Below are 18,834 nucleotides of genomic sequence, written 5' to 3'. Positions count from 1 at the left end.
GCGGAACTTCCCTGTCCCCTCCCACCCCTCCCCTGCCCGCCCCCCCCCCCTTCAAATATCTCCTCTTCTTCTCGGGGCATCTTTCCCCCCGGGCGCCGCCCCCGCTGTGCCCGCCCCCACGCCGGACAGCTTGGAGCTTCTGAGCTGTCCCTATACCTACGAGTCGGCGCCGGTGGCTTCCTTCAGGATTTCGATGCTGTCGGGGTCCTTCGGCGCGGAGCGTCGGTACTGGGGGTGGCCAAGGTCCATCTGAAGCGCGGCGTGAAGCGGGGCTGGGTATCGCGTCCGGTCTGACCAGGAGAGCGCCTGGTGGCAGAGCCGAGCAGCTGCAACCGCGAGAGTCTCTCGGTCGTAGCCGTCCCGCGTGTGCATGGGGGTGATCTCCCTGGTGGTCATGCTGTACCACGGGGCGTTCAGTTCGTTCTCCTTGCGTTCGTCGGCATGCTTCGATGCCTTCCCGGGGTCTGCGCGCCAGCGGGTCTTCCACTGCCCGTGGCGCTTCTTGCCGTAGTTGCGGGGTTCGGTGAACAGGAACCAGGGATGGCCTTCGGGCCGGGCTTCCGGGTAGTAGAGGTCGCTGGAGGTCTTGACAGTGACGGTCTTGCCGTTCTTCTGCTTTTCGGTGACGGAGACCAGGCGGGGCATTTCCGCCTGCGCGCAGTTCATGCGGATGATGCTGACCGGGTTCCAGGACGGGGGCAGTCCGCTTGCGGGGAGCCAGAGGCGGGGGTCGTCGGGATCCTTTCCGAGGCCCTGCTTGTTGTTGTGGAGGCCGGGCCATACGCGGCGGCTGGCGTGGCCGTCGATCATCAAGGCGTAGGGCAGGCCGTCGAGCTCGTCGTGGAGGTCTTGGAGGGCCGTGCGGACGTCTTCACCGGCCTGCGCCCAGCGCTGGATTTCGCCGTCGCCGTTTTCAGTGTGAAGAGGGTAGTTGGCGGCGTGGAAGTTGCTCTGTGCGAGGGCGTAGTGCTCCCACTGCGGGTGGATGTTGCTCCAGCCGATCATGCGCCACGGGCCGCCGGGTTCAGGGGAGGGGATGATTGCGCTGGCGGTGATGATCCTTTTGGGCTGGCCCTTGTACTTGCGGTCGGTGGCCTGCTTGCGGATGTGGATGCCGCAGAAGGCCATGCGGGGCAGCGGGTAGGGGTCGTCGTCGGGGTAGAGGGCACGTTCGAAGCGGTCGTCCACCACGCCGCAGGAGCGGTAGAGGTCGAGCAGCCCCATGTAGACGCGGTGGTCTTCGAAGGCTTTCGCGGGTTTTTTGATGATGGTGAAGGTCTTGGTGAACGGGTCGTACTCGCGGCCGATGAGGAATTGGGACGGCACTGCGGCCTTGGCGAGCTCCCGTACGACTTGGTGCTTGGCGTCGTTCTCCGCGAGGACGGTCTTCACTTCGGCGGGCTTCATGCCCTCGTGTTCCTCGCCGCGCACTGGGATCTCAGTTTCGCACCAGGCGGCGAGGAGGACGCCGGGTTCTGCGAACGTGCCGGTGATCCTTTGGGCGTCGGTGGCGCGCTGAGCGCCGGGGCCGTGCTCCAGCAGGGATTCGGCGTTGCAGAAGACAGCTTCGATGCCGTCAGCGAGCGGGAATGACTTCTTTCCGTCGGGGTCAGGATCGATGCCCTCCGGGTCCAGGCCGTAAGGATGGGCGAGGCCGTGGATCATCCGCGTGAGGGTCGCGTCGCGGTACCACAGGCACAGGATGCGGAGTTTCTTGTATCCGGCTGCCTCGATGGAACGGCGGATACCCTCCGGGGAGGGCTTGCCGATGAGATCGACGTATTCGCCATCCTGCTTCTTCTGTTTCTTCTCTTTCTCCTGGGCGGCGGAGGCGGGCTCGTGGGAACGCTTACCGAAGACGTTCCCCTTCGACTTCAGGTCGAGCGGGGAGACGGCGTCACCAAAGACTCGCTGGATGTGTTCCCGCAGCAGCGAGAGATGGTAGATGCCGGCGCCGGTACCGACAGCGAAGGAGTCCGTCTTCGGCATGGTCGGCCTGATCGCTCCAGGAGGAGGGGTCAGGATGTCGATCCTCTTGCCGTTTTCGTCCCTGGCGTTCAGGCGGCTGCGCTCATCGGCCACGCGTTCCTCGATGGCGTTCAGCGATGACCGGTCGGCGTCCATCTTCGCCAGGACTTCCAGCGCGTGCTTGTTCGTCTGTCGCAGACCGCGGCCGTCCAGGGACACAGACATGATCGGCCGGTCTGGTCCCTGGTCCACGAGAACAGTGCTGGCGTGGATCACCGTGTTGTTGATGCGCCGGATGTGGGCGTCAAGATTCAGGACGGGGTTCGGGTCGGCCGTGTAAGTGGCCATCTTCACCGACAGACGGGACAGCGCGTACTGGACTTGGTTGCGGGTGGGGTTCTCGGGACGGGCCTTGACCGCTTCGGCGAGGTCGACCGGGTGGGCTAGGGTGGCGAAGATCGGGCCGATGGGCTGTTCCCAGGCGATCAGGTCACCGTTACTGATGGGCCGGTACTGCACGGCCGCGACGTTGTCCGAGGGCTGCCAGTCGACGGTCCTGTGTTTCACCTGGCCGTTCGCCGCCTCGTACGCCTCACGGACCGGCTCGACTTCCCGGTCGAGGAAGGGCTTTGCCGCCAGCTTCTTGGCGATGTGCCACTTCACCGCCTCATAGGCCCAGCTGTCCGGACTGGCGGGCTTGCCGTCTTCCTCCTGGAGGATGTTCTTAGCCAGGCTTCGGCGCTCAGGAGCGACGTCCGCGACCAGTCGGGCCAAGGCGGGTGGATCCATGAAGGGGATCTCATCCAGAGGAACCCGGCGGACGATGCCTTCCAGGTAGGTGAAGATTGTCCTGAGGGTGTCGGGCTCCACAGGGTTGAGCGTCACCATGAAGGCCAGGTTTTTGTCCAGGTAGACGTAGCCATCAGTGATCTGCTGGAGCACGGTGACAGCGATGGAGTAGGGGACCAGGAAGGGGTCGGATTCCTGGACACCCTTGATCCATTTTCCGTTCTGTGAGGCGGTGCTCCCCAGTTCCCGCCAGGCCGTGCGGATGGGCGAGTGGTAGTCGCCGAAGTCCCAGACCAGGGCGGTCATGCCGTCCAGGAGCTCGGGGGTGCACCGGATCGATGTGGTGTGCGCGGTGAGATCCCGCTGCGTGTTGCTTCGCCCCATGAGCGGGGGTACCTCGTCTCTCGGTCTCTCCTTTTGGGAGAGGGATGCGGGTCCGTCTCCGCCGCGGCAAGGCGGCGACGGGCGTGGTCAGTTCAGAGCGTCTCGCGGTCGAGCCCTGCATAGGTCAGGAATGCCTGAAGCGCTTGACCGTAGAGCTCATTCATGATGTCGCGCTGTTTCGGAGTCCAGTCGCGGTAGATCTGTTCGATGATCGTGGCTAGGTCGGAGCTGAACTTCTTGTCGTGGATGGAGTGGTCCACGATGTGGAGGGTCATGTCGGTCTCGCCCCGCCGGGCACGGCCGGCGAGCTGGATGAGCAGGACGAGCATGCCTGCGACGAGTTCCTTGCGCAGGTCGTGGTCCATGTTGGAGAACCGGGCCGGGGAGCGAAGGATCTTGGTGAGTTGCTTCCAGGAGGCTTCGCCTGCTGCGCGCAGGACTGCCAAGGGCTCGTCGCTGCCGCCGGCGGGAAGGGTGTTGTAACCGGCGGCGTTGACGCTTGCGTGCAGCCAGTCGGTGTCCTCGATGCTCAGGACAGGCCGGACGCACAGATAGATGTCGCGGACTGCCGAGCGCGTTCCGACGACGATGTTCAGGCCCCGGCCGATGACAGCGAGGGGAGCGATAAGGATCTCTCCGCGGTCGGGGAACTCCTTGAGCTCTTCGCGGACCATCCGGTCCACGTGGGCAGGCAGGTGCTCCTCGTAGTTCTGTTTCTCCGGCTTCTTCACCAGCAGGCAGATCCGGTGGTTCAGCCCGTCGGCCTGTGCCACCCCGGAGGCGAGGTAGGCGGCCTGCTCATAGGAGTTGACGGCGAGGATGACGCGGGCCCGTTCCGGTTCGTGCTTCTCCAGGCGGGCCAGGCGCTTGGCGAGCTGCTGCTCGTACAGGCCCCGGCCGAGATCGCGCAGTGCGTTGGGCTTCAGCTCTGGCGGGAGACCCCCGATCCTCATGGCATCTCCGCTGCTGCCCCGTACAGGAGTGGCGAGGGTGACGATGGACTCCGGACGGGTGTCGGGGAGCCACCAGCGGACCGGGGCATGGATGTGTTCCTGTACGGCCTGTGGTAGGTAGGCGGTGGCGGACAGGCCCATGACCGGACGCTGCACGCCGGCCGCCAGCAGGGCGGTAAGGCCGCCGAGTTCGCTGACGAAGGTGTGCGGATCGCCGCCGAAAGAACGCGACAGGAGCTCCGCTTCCTGCTCCTTTTTGTCCATGCCCTTGACCTGGTAGCCGTGGATGGAGCGGCCCAGCATGGCCAGGGGGTAGAGGGTGGCGACCGTGCTGCTGCGCATGCTTTCAAGGATCTTGCGGACCGATCCCAGGTCGAGATAGCGCAGGGTCTGGGCTTGCATGCGTAGCTCGTCCAGCGCGCTGTCGAGTTCCCGTAGCACGGTGCGAGTGATCAACAGGTTCACCACGGCGGCCTGCTGATGCGCATCGGGCACGAGTTCACGCAGGAGCGTGCGCATCGCGTCGCGAGTGTCGGTGAGGTGGTCCTGGCCGCGCTGCGCGGTGAGGATCGTCAGGGCAGTTTGGATGGCGTCCCAGTCGGCTCCGTCGGGAAGCTCGGCCTCCTCATCCGTTCCGGCCGCGTACCAGCGGGCGGGCATGATCTCGTCGAGGAAGGCGAACAGCTCGGGCGGAACGTCGTCGGCCGCGGTCTGGTGGGGGAACAGGAGCTGAAGGATTTCACGGTCCCTCGAGCGGGCCAGGCGCCAGCCGGTGTTGTCGCGGCTGGCCCCGTCAGGGCTGTCCGCCTCGTTGCCCGGGTTCAACCTGAGCCCGCTGCCTGAGCAGAGCCACAGCAGCAGCATCTCGGCCATGAGCCGCGCGTGGCTGACCGGCGCTGCAAGGGCCATCTCATGGACGACGGGCAGGTTCCTGGCGTCCGAGTCGATCTCCCGCAACGCGGTCGTCCGTTTCCGGGAAGCCAGAGTGAGCTCCGAGGTACAGCGGCTGATGGCGGCCGTCTGGAAGGCATCGATCTCATCGATCACCAGCGCATCGCAGGCGCGCAGCGTCATCTCCAGCACGCTCATGCCCCTGGTGCCACGTGCCTTGCCGCGGAACTCCTGTCCGTCCAGGACGACACCGATGCGTGTGCGGCCTTCCAGGAGGTTGGCGTGGTTGGTGACGATCACGGCCGCGTCGGTGGCCCGGTAGAACTGCTGGAACTTGCCGCACACCGGGGCGAAGGAGCAGGTGAGCCGGGTGGAGCCGGTGGCCGCAGAGGTCAGCGAGGTGCAGTTCTCCTCCCCGTACGGATACAGCGTGGGCGGGTCCATCAACGCCCGCTGCGCGCAGCCGGCCGACAGCAGCGCGATGTCGGTCCTGGCGCGCCGGTCCCATTCGTCGATCTGGGTGGAGGTACCCAGGGCGGCGTAGTCCATGGCCCGCCGGTGCATGCTCGACGGGGACATCAGCGGAGTGCAGTGAGCGGGCTCGGCTAGGTGCTTGTTCTTGTGTAGATAGGCCAGGTCGTTGTTGATGTCCCAGGCCATGTCCAGGGTGGCGCGGACATCGGTGACGGCGAGGGCGATCCGCCGGTCGTTGAGCGCTGCCCAGGACGCCATGACCCGTACGAGTACCGTTTTGCCGCTTCCTGTGGGTGCGTTGAGGACCTGCAGGTCTCCGGACGTCAGGTCGAGTTCGGTCAGCTCGCCGTCGGTCGTCTTCATTGCCTTGAAGAAGCGCTTGAGTACCTTGTGCAGGTAGGCGACGCTCTTGTCCTGGCCGCTGAGGATCTTGGCGACATCCAGGAGTTGGTTCACTGTCGGCGCGATCCGGTCGCGCTGCGGGCGGGTGTGCACCTGCGGGAGCGCCTCGTGGCCGGGCGCTTCAAGGAAGCCGGGAGTCGCCTGGATATGGAGCTCTCTGCTGGTCGTGCCGTGCTCTTGGCCCAGGTAGGCCGTCCTCGTCTTGAGGGTTCCTGGGCCCGCGAACGCCTGTGCCTTGGGGCGCTTGCCGAAGGTGAAGAACGGCCCGGTGACGCGCTGTGCGTAGCCGAGGAAATCCCCTCCCACCCTGGGGATCACCGCCTCGGCCAGCTGCGGGTCTCCGGCCGGCAGCCGCAGCGAACCTCCCGACCTGTCCGCGAGGTCGGGATCGGGGGCCAGGGTGCCTAGGAGTGCGAGGACGGCGGCCCTGAGTTTCTTCGCATCCGTCCATTCCGGAGCCATCAAGGCCATTACCTGACGGATCAGGTTCCGGTCGGCCACTGGCAAGCTCGCCCATTCCGACCATGCGTGCGGCTTGCGGTGGGCGAAGAACGTGGCCTCTTCGAAGCCGGCCAGGATGCGCCCCTCGTCGTCCTTGCGGGGAAAGTAGTGTGCGGCCAGAGCGAGTGCTCCAGCCAGGCCGGCTTCCTTCCCCGTCATCTCCCCGCTCACGCCTGGACCCCCTTGATCTGCGTGATGACCATCTCCAGGTAGTCTGTCGCGGTCATCGCCGCCTTCATCCTGTATGTGCGGCACACCGCATGGAGCTGGGCCACCTGGTCCTGGCGATGGTCGGGCACTACCAGGTACTCGGCGCCGCCCTTATCGCCGCCGTCCATATGAAGTTTGCTGACCAGGTGATTCGGCCAGGTGTAGTCCTTGAAGTCAGCAGGAAAGTGCGGCTGTTCGCTGCCTTCGCGGGTGATCCACAGGTCACACTGGTCCCCGTTGGGCCACAGATGTGATGTCCAGGCGGTTCCCTCCAGGGCCGCCGAGGCGGCCCGGTGCAGGGCCAGTTCGGGCAGGCCAGGGATGACGGTGTAGCGCCACACCGGCCGTACCAGCGCCAGGTACTCTGCGGCCGGCTTGGCCTGCGGCACGTGCGGTAGGGCCCCGGTCCACAGGCGTGCGAACCGGCCGGACGGGACCCGGCATTCGAACGTCGGACTCAGCTCGGGGGCCGACTTCTTCCGGGAGGTCACGACGAACTCGTACGACGCGCCCGTCTCCTCGTGCCAGGGGTACAGACAGCGCGCCCTGCCCCTTGTACGCGCGCCGGTGCGGGCAGCTGTCACCTTCATCGGCCACTTGCAGGCGGGGCAGGGCCACCACCAGCCGTTGAACTGCGCGTACTGGGCGATCGGCTTGTAGAAGTCGTTCGCCCGGGAGGGCAGCTTGAGCTCCGCGAGACTGCCCGTCGGCACCGTCGGGTTCTCTACCAGAGTGGTGCGGTGCCTGTGGTAGAAGGAGCCCTTGATCGCGCTGAAGACAGCTTCCTGGCTGTACTCGTCATCCAGCTTCGGTTTCGTTACCTGCCCGGTGAACTTGCCGACCTTCTGCGCGGCCCGCAGGACGCGCTGGGCTTCGTGCCGGAAGTCGAACCCGTCCTCCGTGGCGACGCCCTCGCTGTCCATGAGCCGCACGCCGGCGAGAGCCTCGCTGTCGATCCAGTCGGGCAGCAGCCCTTCCAGGGAGCCAGCCCGGTCGCCAGTGAGCCTGCCCATCAGTTCGTCGAACAGGATCAGGTGCCCCGGGCCGCATGCCGCCATCAGGATGCCGTGGGCCTCCATGAGGCGGTCCAGGCGTCTCGGCCCGTCCAGTCCCTCGCCGACCATCGCGTGCTCGCACACGGCGAACGCCTTGACGATTTCCAGCAGTGCGTGAGTCTGCTGAATGTCCGTTGTGTCGTCAGCTTGCATCACTTGCCGGACCCTACGGCAGGCCACTGACAACGGGCCCTGGGAATCCCGAGGGGAGTTCAGCCAGAGCTCTCGTCGAGGCCCTCGGTGTCGATGCTGGGATACAGGCCGCGGTAGGCGTCGAGGTGGTCGGCGATGTGGCTTCGCCCGGAGTCGGTGAGGAACCACCGGTACGGTCCGTGAGTCACTCCGTCGGGGTGCCGCAACACGATGAAGCCCCGGCTCGGGGTCCGTCCGTCAGGGCTTTGCCCCACCGCCAGGTAATGCGGCCCACGCCCGGCGAGGCTGCCATCCACCCCCTGCGCTCCGGCGCGCGCGACCCGGACCATGATCTTCCAGAGCCACAACGACAGCAGTGGCGCAGGTGGTCCTGCTTCTCGGGGAGCCCCGAGGGCCGCACGGGCCACCGCTCGCCCGTGCCGGGTCATCTCCACCCGGGTACGGGGGATATCCCCCAGACCGTCGACATACAGCCGGTCCCGGTACACGACGATCAGGCCACGCCGCTCCAAAGCGGCCACCGACGATCCAGCTCCTGGGTCATGTACCCCCGCTGCGCGCAGCCCCTCCTGAATGCGGGTGTACCCGACTACATCAGACGAGGCGGAGACCGCCAACGTCATGCGCCGCCATTCGGCTGCCGGTCGTTGTTCCGCTCCCACCAAGCGGGCCTGCCGCTGTTCTTCCTCTACCTCCTGGTCGTGACGGAAGATGCACGTCAGATAGGTACGTTGCCGCTCGTTGAGGGCCCTCCATACAGCCATCGACTCCTCGGAAGGCTGACGGGGACGTCGGACGGGAAGCACTGGGAGAGGGTCCTCCGGGCGGCTGCGGCGCCAGGCATCCATCACCACCCGGTCGGGGACTCTATAGACCTGGGCGAGCATGTGCGCCACCCTCCCCAGGGTCTCGGGAGATCCCCACATCCAGCCGCGCACATGTCTGCCGCGTTCAAGATCGCGGATCTTCTCGGCGCTGATATGCAGGCCGTGTGCACCACGCTTGCGTCGTAGAGCTGAGGCGGCCTCTTCCGTGCTCAAGCCAGCATCACGACGCAAGTCGGCCAGGTTCTCGGTACCCGGTTCGCGCCCTGTCAGATCCTGGGCACCACATCGCAGAACCTCTAGCAATCGGCCGAAAGCTCGGTCACCAACAGTCCGTGTTCCCGCCTCCCAGTGGCGTACAGCACGTGGCGTAACCCCTACAGCCTCGGCGAGCTGTTCCACGCTCATCTCTCTGAACAGTCGTTGGCGTTGCAGGGCCTGGGGACGGAGGGACTGTGCCATACCGGAAGCAAAACGTAGTGAACAGTTCACTGCAACTGTTCTCTAGGGAGCGATCCTGATCCCAGCCAAGGCGGTTGCGGGCATCTACCGTCCAGAGCTTCGGACCTCCAGAGCGGCGTCACGGGCGCCTGGCGGTCGCCCTTCGGGGCGACCGAGGATCGCAACACCATCTACCGGATCGTCGGCGACGCGATCGAGCACCTGTCGGTCGCTCTCCGGGGCGACCGAGGATCGCAACCTCTCGGGATTCGATAGGGTCTGGGTCCGGCCGGCCGGCTGGCGGTCGCCCTCAAGGCGACCGAGGATCGCAACCCCGGATCGAGGTCGCCCGGGTCCGGCTTCCCCGGGTGGCGGTGGCCCTCCGGGGCGACCGAGGATCGCAACACCTGCTCGCCGATCGATCGCGTGCTGATCTGCGACGTGGCGGTCGCCCTCCGGGGCGACCGAGGCTCGCAACTCGGTTGCAGTCATGACCGCAGCGTCGGGGGCCGGGGTGGCGGTCGCCCGCCGGGGCGACGAGGTTCGCAACGCTGTAACGCGGGCACCTGGGGCGGGTACGTTCTGGGGTGGCAGTCGTCCCCGGGGTAACCGAGGATCGCAACATCAAAAAGGAGTGGGGCGAGATGGTCACGCTCGTGGTGGCGGTCGCCCCCCTGGGCGACCGAGGATCGCAACGGATCAAGGGGCTGCACACCGCTCGCCACCTGCGCGGGTGGCGGTCGGACCGAGGATCGCAACGTCGCGGAAGCTGCGCCGGCCGTGGCCCAGCTCGACTTGGCGGTCGCTCTCTGGGGCGACCGAGGATCACAACTGCGGTGCCGGCCTGGGCGACGACTCCGGCAGCCTCGTGGCGGTCGTCTTCCGGGGCGACCCAGGTTCGCAACGACCGGTGGATGGCCGGCGATCTGAAGGGCATGCCCCGTGGCGGTCGTCCTCCGGGGCGATCGAGGATCGCAACCTCACGCCTTGGGGCGCCCTGGAGAACCGCGTCTGGGGTGGCGGTCGTCCTCCTGAGCGACCGAGGATCGCAACGGCAACGCCCACGCGGCCGGCCTCACGCTGTACAGCGTGGCGGTCGTCCTCCGGAGCGACCGAGGATCGCAACGACTGGTGGTGTCGGGCGGGGTGCCACCCCCTCACACGTGGCGGTCGCTCTCAGGGTGACTGAGGATCACAGCATGGATGAGTGCGTCGGCTTCTCCAAAGCAGCTCACGGGATGGTCGCCCTCCGGGGCGACCGGGGATCGCAACATGGTCATGCAGGGCACCGGCGGAAACAATGGCAGTGTGGGGGTCGCCCTCCAGGGTGACCGAGGATTGCAAAACATGATCGAGTCCAAGCAGGCCGCGCCTGGCCAGTGGCCGTCGCCCTCCGGGGCGACCGAGGATCGCAACGAGTCGTACCGGGCCGGGCGCCTTAACACCGCCCGGCGGCGGTCGTCCTCCAGGGTGACCGAGGATCGCAACGCCACGGCCAACGCCGCCGACCCGGTCGCCCTACACGTGGCGGTTGCCCTCTGGGGCGACCGAGGATCGCAACCTCACCGTCCAGGGCACCGAAGTGAAGGCGTCCTAGTGGCGGTCGCCCTCCGGGGCGACCGAGGATCGCAACGCATCAGACGGACCGCCGAGCACCGGATGACCCGTCATGGCGGCCGCACTTCGGGGGGACCGAGGATCGCAACCTGGAGTCGGCCCGTGGCCGCGCCCCCGAGGACTGGTTGGCCGTCGCCTTCTGGGGCGACCGAGGATCGCAACCGCATCATCGAGCGCGTCGATGATCGCCCCTGGCTGTGGCGGTCGTCCTCCGGGGGTCCGAGGATCGCAACGACTGGGTCGAGCAGGCCGATTACGACGACGTTCAGGGTGGCGGTCGTCCTCTGGGGCGACCGAGGATCGCAACTCGACGTGCCCGCGGCACGGATTGCCGTACTGCGCGCGTGGCGGTCGCCCTCTGGGGCGGCCGAGGATCGCAACCGCGTGAAGGCCGACCAGTGGTCGGACGACGACTCGCAGTGGCGGTCGTCCTCCGGGGCGACCGAGGATCGCAACGACTACATCGTCAAGATGTGGGCCCTCGGTGGGTACTTGTGGCGGTCGCCCTCCGGGGCGACCGAGGATCGCAACGCCGTACGGGCCGGTGCTCCAGACGTCGCCCGCGCGGTGGCGGTCGCCCTCCGGGGCGACCGAGGATCGCAACGCCGACCCCGCCCGCCACGGCGGCAGGGGCAACTCGGTGGCGGTCGTCCTCCGGGGCGACCGAGGATCGCAACGCCGCCACGACCGGCTACCCGGACCGTTACACGGACCGTGGCGGTCGCCCTCCGGGGCGGCCGAGGATCGCAACGGCTCCGTCTGGGGATTCTCGACCGTCGAGGACACCGTGGCGGTCGCTCTCCGGGGCGACCGAGGATCGCAACAGCACCCCCAGCACGGGGACGTCCGGGGATGGTCTTAGTGGCGGTCGCCTCCGGGGCGACCGAGGATCGCAACACCGGCACTGACGTGACGGTGAAGATCCAGGACTCGGGTGGCGGTCGCCCTCCGGGGCGACCGAGGATCGCAACGCCAGGGTGTTGTTGGTGAGCGGGGCGACGAGCATCGTGGCGGTCGTCCTCCCGGGCAACCGAGGATTGCAACATCGAAGACGTCCTCGGTGAATCGATCTGGTCGAAGCAGTGGCGGTGGTCCTCCGCGGCGACCGAGGATCACAACTTCACTGGGAAGGCCCCGGCTCACCCGGCCGCGGGGTGGCGGTCGCCCTTCGGGGCGACCGAGGATCGCAACAACAACGACGTGCTGTACGACCGGACGAAGAACCACTGTGGCGGTCGTCCTCTGGGGCGACCGAGGATCGCAACGACACCCAGGGCGTCGCGCAGGCCGAACGGGACGGTGGCGGTCGCCCTCCGGGGCGGCCGAGGATCGCAACGTCTTGGTGAGCACGACCTCTGCGGGGCTCAGCCCGCGCGTGGCGGTCGCCCTCCGGGGCGATCGAGGATCGCAACGACGAGGTCGCCGGCAGCGGAGGCCAGGACTTCGAGGTGGCGGTCGCCCTCCGGGGCGACCGAGGATCACACCCCTCACGCGGGCCGGCCGTCACGCGGGTCACGCGGGTGGCGGTCGCCCTCCGGGCGACCGAGGATCGCAACGTGACGGTGGCGCCGGCGGCGGGCACGGCCAGGCCCTGTGGCGGTCGCCCTCCGGGGCGACCGAGGATCGCAACTGCAGGGGCTGCGGCGCACCCATCGGCGCCTGACGGTGGCGGTCGTCCTCCGGGGCGACCGAGTATCGCAACTCTTTCGGCTCGACCGGAAACACCCAGAAACCGCGAGGTGACGGTCGACTTCGGGCGCCCGAGGATCGCAACGCTGTAACGCGGGCACCTGGGGCGGGTACGTTCTGGGGTGGCGGTCGTCCTCCGAGGCGACTGAGGATCGCAACTGCTCCTCCCCGAGGGACGAAGCGGCTTATCGCCAGTGGCGGTCGCCCTCCTTTGCCCAGATGCGGCCACCGAGCTGGTGGCGGTCGCCCTCCGGGGCGGCCGAGGATCGCAACGACCAGGAAGCGCCGCACTGGGCGCTGTCCATGGGCGTGGCGGTCGTCCTTCGGGGCGACCGTGGATCGCAACCATGGCTACGGCGTAAAAGGAGTCGTCCAAGCCTCGTGGCGGTCGTTCTCCGGGGCGACCGTGGATCGCAACCCGTTCATGGCCGTCGCCGCGTCGTACGAGAAGACGAGTGGCGGTCGCCCTCCGGGCGGTCGAGGATCGCAACGTCTCGCGGCAGCGCGCTAACTGGCAGGGGTCGAGTGTGGCGGTCGTCCTTCGGGATGGCCGAGGATTGCAACGACACGGGCGAAACTTTCCTGAGCACCAACTCCGGGTGGGGTCGCCCTCTGGAGCGCCGTGGATCGCAACCTGTACGGGCGGCTGGTCGTCAAGCGGTCCATCTTCAAGCGGCGGTCGTCCTCCGGGACGGCCGTGGATCGCAACGAGGAGGCTGAGATTGACGACGCACTCCCCTAGTGGCGGCGGTCGTCCTCCAGGGCGACCGAGGGCCGCAACATCAAAAAGGAGTGGGGCGAGATGGTCAGGCTCGTGATGGCCGTCGCCCTTCGAGGCGACCGAGGATCGCAACGACTGGGTCGAGCGGGCCGATTACGACGACATCCAGGGGGCGGTGGTCCTCCGGGGCTGCCGAGGATCGCAACGACGGATTTCGGCCCCTCCGAGGAAGTCGAGCGGTCGTGGCGGTCGCCCTCCGAGGCGACCGAGGATCGCAACCGTGTCGCTGGCGGCGACGGCGGCAACGGCCATGTGTGGCGGTCGCCCTCCGGGGCGACCGAGGATCGCAACCCCGAGCAACGGCGACGGCAGGTGCTCGAACTGGTCGAGGCGGTCGTCCTCCGCGGGGACCGAGGATCGCAACGTCACCGTCTACTCCGGCTCCCCGACTCCCTTGTCCCAGTGGCGGTCGCCTTCCGGGGCGACCGAGGATCGCAACTACGCCGCGCAGGAGTGGGGCGGCATAGTCGATATGCGGCGGTCGCTCTCCGAGGCGACCGAGGATCGCAACCTGCGCAGCCTCGCAGCCGACGGTGGATCGCTCGACGGTGGCGGTCGCCCTCCGGGGCGACCGAGGATCGAAGCTACGAGATGCTCAAGGCGGCCGTCGCCGACATGAAGGGTGGCGGTCGTCTGCGGGAGCGACCTGGGATCGCAACGTCTTCTGCATGAACGGCAGGCCCACTCGATGCCGTACTCGTAGACAGCGTTGAGAGCCAGACACCGGCCGACGGTGCCCGGCTAGGCTGCTTGGGCATGAAGTCGTGCACGCCGACGCACGCGTATCGGGGGAGACCCCGCCGATCAGTTCACCCCGTGCGTACGAGGGGACCTGCCGCAAGTTGCAGGAGATGTCACGGTCACCTCAGTGGCTTCCTGTCAGGTCGTGCTGGGGCGTGCCAGCCATCAGCCGGAGGGAAGCCGTCCGTGCTGGTCCGGGGTTCGTGCGAGGCGGTCCGCTACTGCGGGTGCGGTCTGCAGGCCGGAGCGCTGTGGACGAGGACCGGTATGTCGAAGCTGTCGGCGTAGACCAGAGGCGGCGCGTTCGGTCACATGTGCGGGGATCGCGTCGGACACCCTTTCAGGGACTGTCGCCAGCCCTCCTTCATGAGTCCGTTCGTATCAACCCCTGCGGCTGGGCAGTCACGCTGACAGGAAATGGGGGATCAGCGTTCTGTGGGTTCTGATTTTGATCGAGTTCTGGCGGCTTTTGCTCACTGTCGACCGGTGTGCTACGTCCGCACAAAATGACTTTGCATGAGGGGTTCGGGCGACCGGATTGCCCTTCTGGGCGCGGTAGTTTTCTGTCAGGTCCTCGTTGGGGCCCGCCCGGGAAGGTGTGCCACCACGTTCCCGGGAACGACCAGATCGAAGAGAAATCACACAAAAATGTTCGAACCGATTCGCCGAGGGCAGCTGCCCTCCGGGCAATTGCACGGTACCAGTTTCAATATCGTTCCAGTAGGGGTTCACGAGGACTTCGGCGGCCAGGTGATGGTCCGGCTGAGTGCACTTCTCGCGGCGTTCGTCCTTACCTGGACCGTGGTCACGCACACGGCCGTCGACGCGGCCGAGTCCGCGTTCATCGTGACCATGCTGGGCTTCACCTGGCATGCCGGTGCCCTGTTCACCTGGGGCCCGCGCTAGTAGCCCCATTGTCTCGGCCTCGCGCCATGACGGGTGTGAGGCCGAGGTCGACCCCCGCTGCCGTCTGGACGGGCGGCATTGAGTGCCGGGGCTGGCGCTGTGGTCCCGCATGCTTGAGGAGGGCCCGATTTCCTTCTCCCCTCGACCGGGCGTGCCGCAATCCGGAGTACGTGTTGACTCGCGGGTGCGGGCCCGGCTCGCTGCTTCCGTTGTCGCTAACCTCGGGTTCGTTGCCTTCGCCGAACGGAACCGGCCACGTTACGCGCGCTACGCCAGGGTGCGCCTGTCTGCGTCCACGGGTGTGGCGGCCGTCGTGTGCGCCACTTTGGCCCATGCGCACGAGCACTGGGCCTGGCTGTTGAGCCAGCCTTGTCTCGCGGCCGACGTCTGGGCTGAACTGCGCTACCAGGTCGGCCGCGAGGCCGGCGGTAGTCCAACGCGGGACACCGAGTTCGCGCCCCTTTACTACCAGCTCCCGGCAAGCAGCGCCGACAGCGTGGTGCTGTGCTGCCGGCTTCGTCTCAGTGTCGATGAGGCTGCAGAACTCATGGGCGTAGATCCTCCCGTAGTCGAGGCCGGTCTCGGCGCTGCCCGGCGCGCTCTGCCTGATCTTGTTGAGCGAACGTGCATCTGACGTACGCCTGAACTGCATCCGCATACATGTTCGCTGGCGGAGCACTCTGTTCCGTCGTTTTTCGCCACTTGTCGCCACCGTGCGCCAGGCTTCACCCGTACCGGCGGTGGTGCTCGGTGTGCTGCGCTTCTAATATGGGCAACTCCACTTTCACGCGGCGGAATTGGTGAGGGGACACATCCCGTTGGCGGAGCAGAAGCATGTCGATTTGTCGGTGCCGAGCGCGGCGCGGATGTATGACTGGCTGCTGGGCGGCAGCAACAACTTTGAGGTTGACCAGGCAGCCTGCCAGCTGCTTTTGGAGGTCGCACCCACGTCGCGCGAGATCGCGCTGAACAACCGCTGGTTCCTCCAGCGTGTGGTCCGGGTGCTGGCCGCGGAGCACGGGATCAGACAGTTCATCGACTTCGGATCCGGCCTGCCGACGCAGCGCAACGTGCACCAGATCGCCCAGGAAGTGGACCCCGAGGCCCACGTCGTCTACATCGACAACGACCCGGTCGTCCTGGCGCTCGGACAGTCCCTGCTGAATGAGAACGACAACACCGCGATCCTGTCCGTCGACATGACGGACACCGACACAATCTTCGCGCATAGGGACTTCACCCGACTCATCGACTTCGCCAAGCCGGTGGCCGCCTTGTTCATCTCGGTGCTGCACTGCCTGCCTGACAGCGCTGGCCCGAAGGCGCTGGTGCAGAGGGTCGTCGACCATCTCGTCCCCGGCAGTTTCGTGGTCGTCTGCCAGCTCGTGAGTGACGACCCCAAGGTCCGCGACGGCGTCACCGAACTCATGCGGGTCCAGACCCACGGCAACTGGGGCCGCGTCCGCGAGAAGGCGGACGTGGAAGAGATCTTCGCGAACCTCATCGTTCAGGAGCCAGGTCTTGTCGATGTGACCGACTGGCGACCTGACTCCGAGCTTCAACAACGCCAGCGCAGCATCGAGTGGACGGAGTACGGCGGGCTGGGAAAGGTGCCGCCGCGGAAGTAGGCGGCCGGGGCCGGCCGTCTAGGAGAATCGCTTGATGGCCTCGTCCAGCAGGCGCCGACTCCGGGTTGGCGACGCGCACGCCTCCCCCTGGATCCGCAAGAGCAACTGAAGGTGCCGCTCGTAGTCGTTCTCCCTGGTGGCCCAGGGCTTTGCCCGTTCCTCCGCGCTGCGGGCGGGCCGGGTGAAGTAGTCGGCCTTGCCGTAGCCCTCGGCGTAGACCATGTCCGGAAGGCCGCCTCGTCCGAACTGGAGCTGAGCCATGGAGCCGGCCATGGACGCCTCGTTGCCCGCGATCATGCGATCCAGCAGCACGAACCGAATGGTGATGTGCGGCAGATCGGCCAGCTCACGAAGGTGGACCATCTGCTCGCGCATCACGCTGTCGGGACCGACGCGCCGCATCAAGATCGACTCGTCCATCAGGAAGACACACCGGGGCGGTTCAGGCTGGCTGAGCACGCGCTCTTGTCGCTCGATGCGCTGGGCGAGTCGCAGCTCCGCCTCCGAGCCGTCCCACTCACTGAGGTGCAGACCGGTACGGATGATGCGGCTCGCGTACGCGGAGGTCTGGAGCAGCCCCGACACCAGGCGCACGTCGTACGTGGTGAGGGCGATGGCCATCGACTCCAAGCCGAGAAGACGCTTCAGGTAGTCCGGCGTGACATCGCTGTACCTGTGCTGGTACCACTCCGGTTCCAAGGCGCGGGCGAGCAGCAACATCATTGTCTGCCGGGTGGGTTCGTCCATCTGCAGGCACTGGATGACCGCCTCGACCGTGCGCCGCTCGGGCGTGGTCTCGGCGTTCTCCAGACGACTGACCGTGGAGTTCGAGACGAGAATCTCCCGTGCGAGTTTCGTCTGCGTCAGGCCGGCTGCTTCACGCTGTTCCTTGACGATGAGGCCAAGCATGATGTTGGCCGCCGTCTTGGTCGTTTCTGGCCCGGCCGTGGGCCGGGCCAGACGAATGATCGGATTCGGGTCCGAGAGCACGCTTTCTCCTCAAGGCGTTGTCATATGCACATGATGACACGCCAAGGGTGAAGATGTCCGCCCGAACTTACCTTCTGCAACTGCTAGTTGGGGGCAACGAGCGCGTCGAACTCACCCTTCTTCGCGCCGTCGATGAAGGCGTCCATCTCGCCAACGGTGAATACGAGGGCGGGGCCGTCCGGGTCCGTCGAGTTCCGCAGAGCCACGCCGCCTTGGGGTAGACGGACTGCCTCGACGCACATGCCGTTGGCTTCGCTCTTGCGGCTCTTAATCCACCGTCCAGGGATGACACTAGCAGCCATCCCGTTCGAGAAGTTCTGCATCGTAGACATATCCTCTCTGATTCGATAATCCTATTTTTCAAGGTCCCCTGTCGCGGCCGCCGGGATCGCGCAGATGGGGCCCCATGAAATCCCGTCATGCAATTTCATGGTCGACGTGCATGGCATGCTAGTCGTCCGGATTCGAACAAAACTGTCCCACGAAAGGGTGGAATGATCTCCCTGTAGCCGTGGCCATGAGTCAGGGCTGGGGAACTGCACGTAGACGAGCCCTGTGCGAACCGGCCGTGGGCGATGTGGGGTGAGGCGATCATCGGCTGTGGGACCGGACCCCCTTGCTGCTGCCGTGAACCTGCCCGTGACCTTGTGCGCCCCATACCTCCACGGCGACAAGGGCACTTGCGTTCGCTTCGGCGCGCGTCCGTGAGGCATGGCGGTGCTTGGGGCAGTCACCGGGATCGGCTGCTCGATGGCTTGGAGGGTGCTGGGGGCAGACCAGTGGACGTGGTGCTGGGGGTGCAGGGAGTTTCAACTGTGCGGTGCACTGGCCGGACCCCACTCTCTGGGCGCGTTCGCCCGTAGAGGGGGGAGGGCAGGTTGGCGAGACGGAGTTCGTGCTGATGTCGCTGGAGGTCTGGGACAGGCGCTCGGCGTGCATCCGCAGGCTGGGGTGGGCGTGGTCGGCGCAGATCATCCGGGCGTAGCTGGCTGCGTGCTGGGGCCAGGGGCAGACCTGGCTGAGGGTGTGCAGGTCACGGATGGGAGGGTCGCGGTCTTCCTATGCTCCGGCTCGCCGTTCTCGACGGCATAGTGATGCCCGCCGTGGGCACCGCGAGACGTATGCCAGGCAGTGCGCGAGCGTGTGTTCGGGAAGGCGTCGGCGCGAAGGGGGAAGGCGGGGGAGTGCCGTGATGCTTGGGTGCCCGGGCGTATGGGGCACAGACGCTGACGTTACGGCGCTCTGCGCCTACTGGGACCAGCACCCAGACGAGGCGTGGAAGCTCGATCTGTGCAAGATTCCTAGGGCCGGGGCCGCTATGGCCGGGGCCGCTACACCCTTTAGACGTCGTCTCATTTGGTGTTCTGGGTAGTCTGCACCGTGTGGTGATGGTCGAGCGCATGGTGCCGGACGAGTTGTGGGAACTGTTCCAGCGGG

Annotated in this window: 8 protein-coding genes; 2 read left to right on the top strand and 6 right to left on the bottom strand. The window is 66.7% G+C overall.

What is annotated here, in order from left to right:
- Positions 1-156 precede the first annotated feature (156 nt).
- The 4 genes from ABT288_RS44760 to ABT288_RS44745 all read right to left on the bottom strand — a co-directional run bounded on the left by ABT288_RS44760 (position 157) and on the right by ABT288_RS44745 (position 9,012).
- Positions 157-3,141, bottom strand: coding sequence for an RNaseH domain-containing protein (locus tag ABT288_RS44760; RefSeq protein WP_351621235.1), 2,985 nt, complete (start codon positions 3,139-3,141; stop codon positions 157-159).
- A 92-nt stretch (positions 3,142-3,233) separates the two neighbouring features.
- Positions 3,234-6,617 (bottom strand): hypothetical protein, encoded by a 3,384-nt coding sequence (locus ABT288_RS44755; RefSeq protein WP_351621232.1) that lies wholly within the window; start codon positions 6,615-6,617, stop codon positions 3,234-3,236.
- Positions 6,530-7,780 (bottom strand): restriction endonuclease-related protein, encoded by a 1,251-nt coding sequence (locus tag ABT288_RS44750; RefSeq protein ID WP_351621238.1) that lies wholly within the window; start codon positions 7,778-7,780, stop codon positions 6,530-6,532. Before ABT288_RS44750 ends, ABT288_RS44755 begins: the two co-directional genes overlap by 88 nt.
- A 59-nt stretch (positions 7,781-7,839) precedes the next feature.
- Complete coding sequence (locus ABT288_RS44745; RefSeq protein WP_351621229.1) at positions 7,840-9,012, bottom strand: helix-turn-helix domain-containing protein; 1,173 nt, start codon at positions 9,010-9,012, stop codon at positions 7,840-7,842.
- A gap of 5,509 nt (positions 9,013-14,521) precedes the next feature.
- Between ABT288_RS44745 and ABT288_RS44740 the strand changes: the two genes are divergently transcribed.
- Together ABT288_RS44740 and ABT288_RS44735 are read left to right on the top strand one after the other, a co-directional pair.
- Positions 14,522-14,779: a hypothetical protein gene (locus ABT288_RS44740; RefSeq protein ID WP_351621226.1), complete on the top strand. Its 258-nt coding sequence runs from the start codon at positions 14,522-14,524 to the stop codon at positions 14,777-14,779.
- 818 nt (positions 14,780-15,597) lie between these two features.
- Complete coding sequence (locus ABT288_RS44735) at positions 15,598-16,407, top strand: SAM-dependent methyltransferase (protein WP_351621223.1); 810 nt, start codon at positions 15,598-15,600, stop codon at positions 16,405-16,407.
- Between the two features lie 18 nt (positions 16,408-16,425).
- On the opposite strand, the gene ABT288_RS44730 is transcribed toward ABT288_RS44735, so the two are convergent.
- The gene (locus ABT288_RS44730) at positions 16,426-17,397 is read right to left on the bottom strand and encodes a helix-turn-helix domain-containing protein (RefSeq protein WP_351621220.1); all 972 of its coding nucleotides are present in this window, start codon (positions 17,395-17,397) and stop codon (positions 16,426-16,428) included.
- A gap of 83 nt (positions 17,398-17,480) precedes the next feature.
- Entirely contained in the window at positions 17,481-17,720 is a 240-nt protein-coding gene (locus tag ABT288_RS44725) for a DUF397 domain-containing protein (protein ID WP_351621217.1), read from the bottom strand.
- Positions 17,721-18,834: the final 1,114 nt, after the last annotated feature.

It is taken from the genome of Streptomyces sp. NPDC001093, from assembly GCF_040298985.1.
Taxonomy (GTDB): domain Bacteria; phylum Actinomycetota; class Actinomycetes; order Streptomycetales; family Streptomycetaceae; genus Streptomyces.
This window is presented reverse-complemented; position numbering and strand designations above follow the sequence as displayed.

Coding starts and splice junctions, on each gene's coding strand:
- ABT288_RS44760 (WP_351621235.1), bottom strand. CDS start 3,141: ATGGGGCGAAGCAACACGCAGCGGGATCTCACCGCGCACACCACATCG.
- ABT288_RS44750 (WP_351621238.1), bottom strand. CDS start 7,780: ATGCAAGCTGACGACACAACGGACATTCAGCAGACTCACGCACTGCTG.
- ABT288_RS44745 (WP_351621229.1), bottom strand. CDS start 9,012: ATGAGCGTGGAACAGCTCGCCGAGGCTGTAGGGGTTACGCCACGTGCT.
- ABT288_RS44740 (WP_351621226.1), top strand. CDS start 14,522: ATGTTCGAACCGATTCGCCGAGGGCAGCTGCCCTCCGGGCAATTGCAC.
- ABT288_RS44725 (WP_351621217.1), bottom strand. CDS start 17,720: ATGCAGAACTTCTCGAACGGGATGGCTGCTAGTGTCATCCCTGGACGG.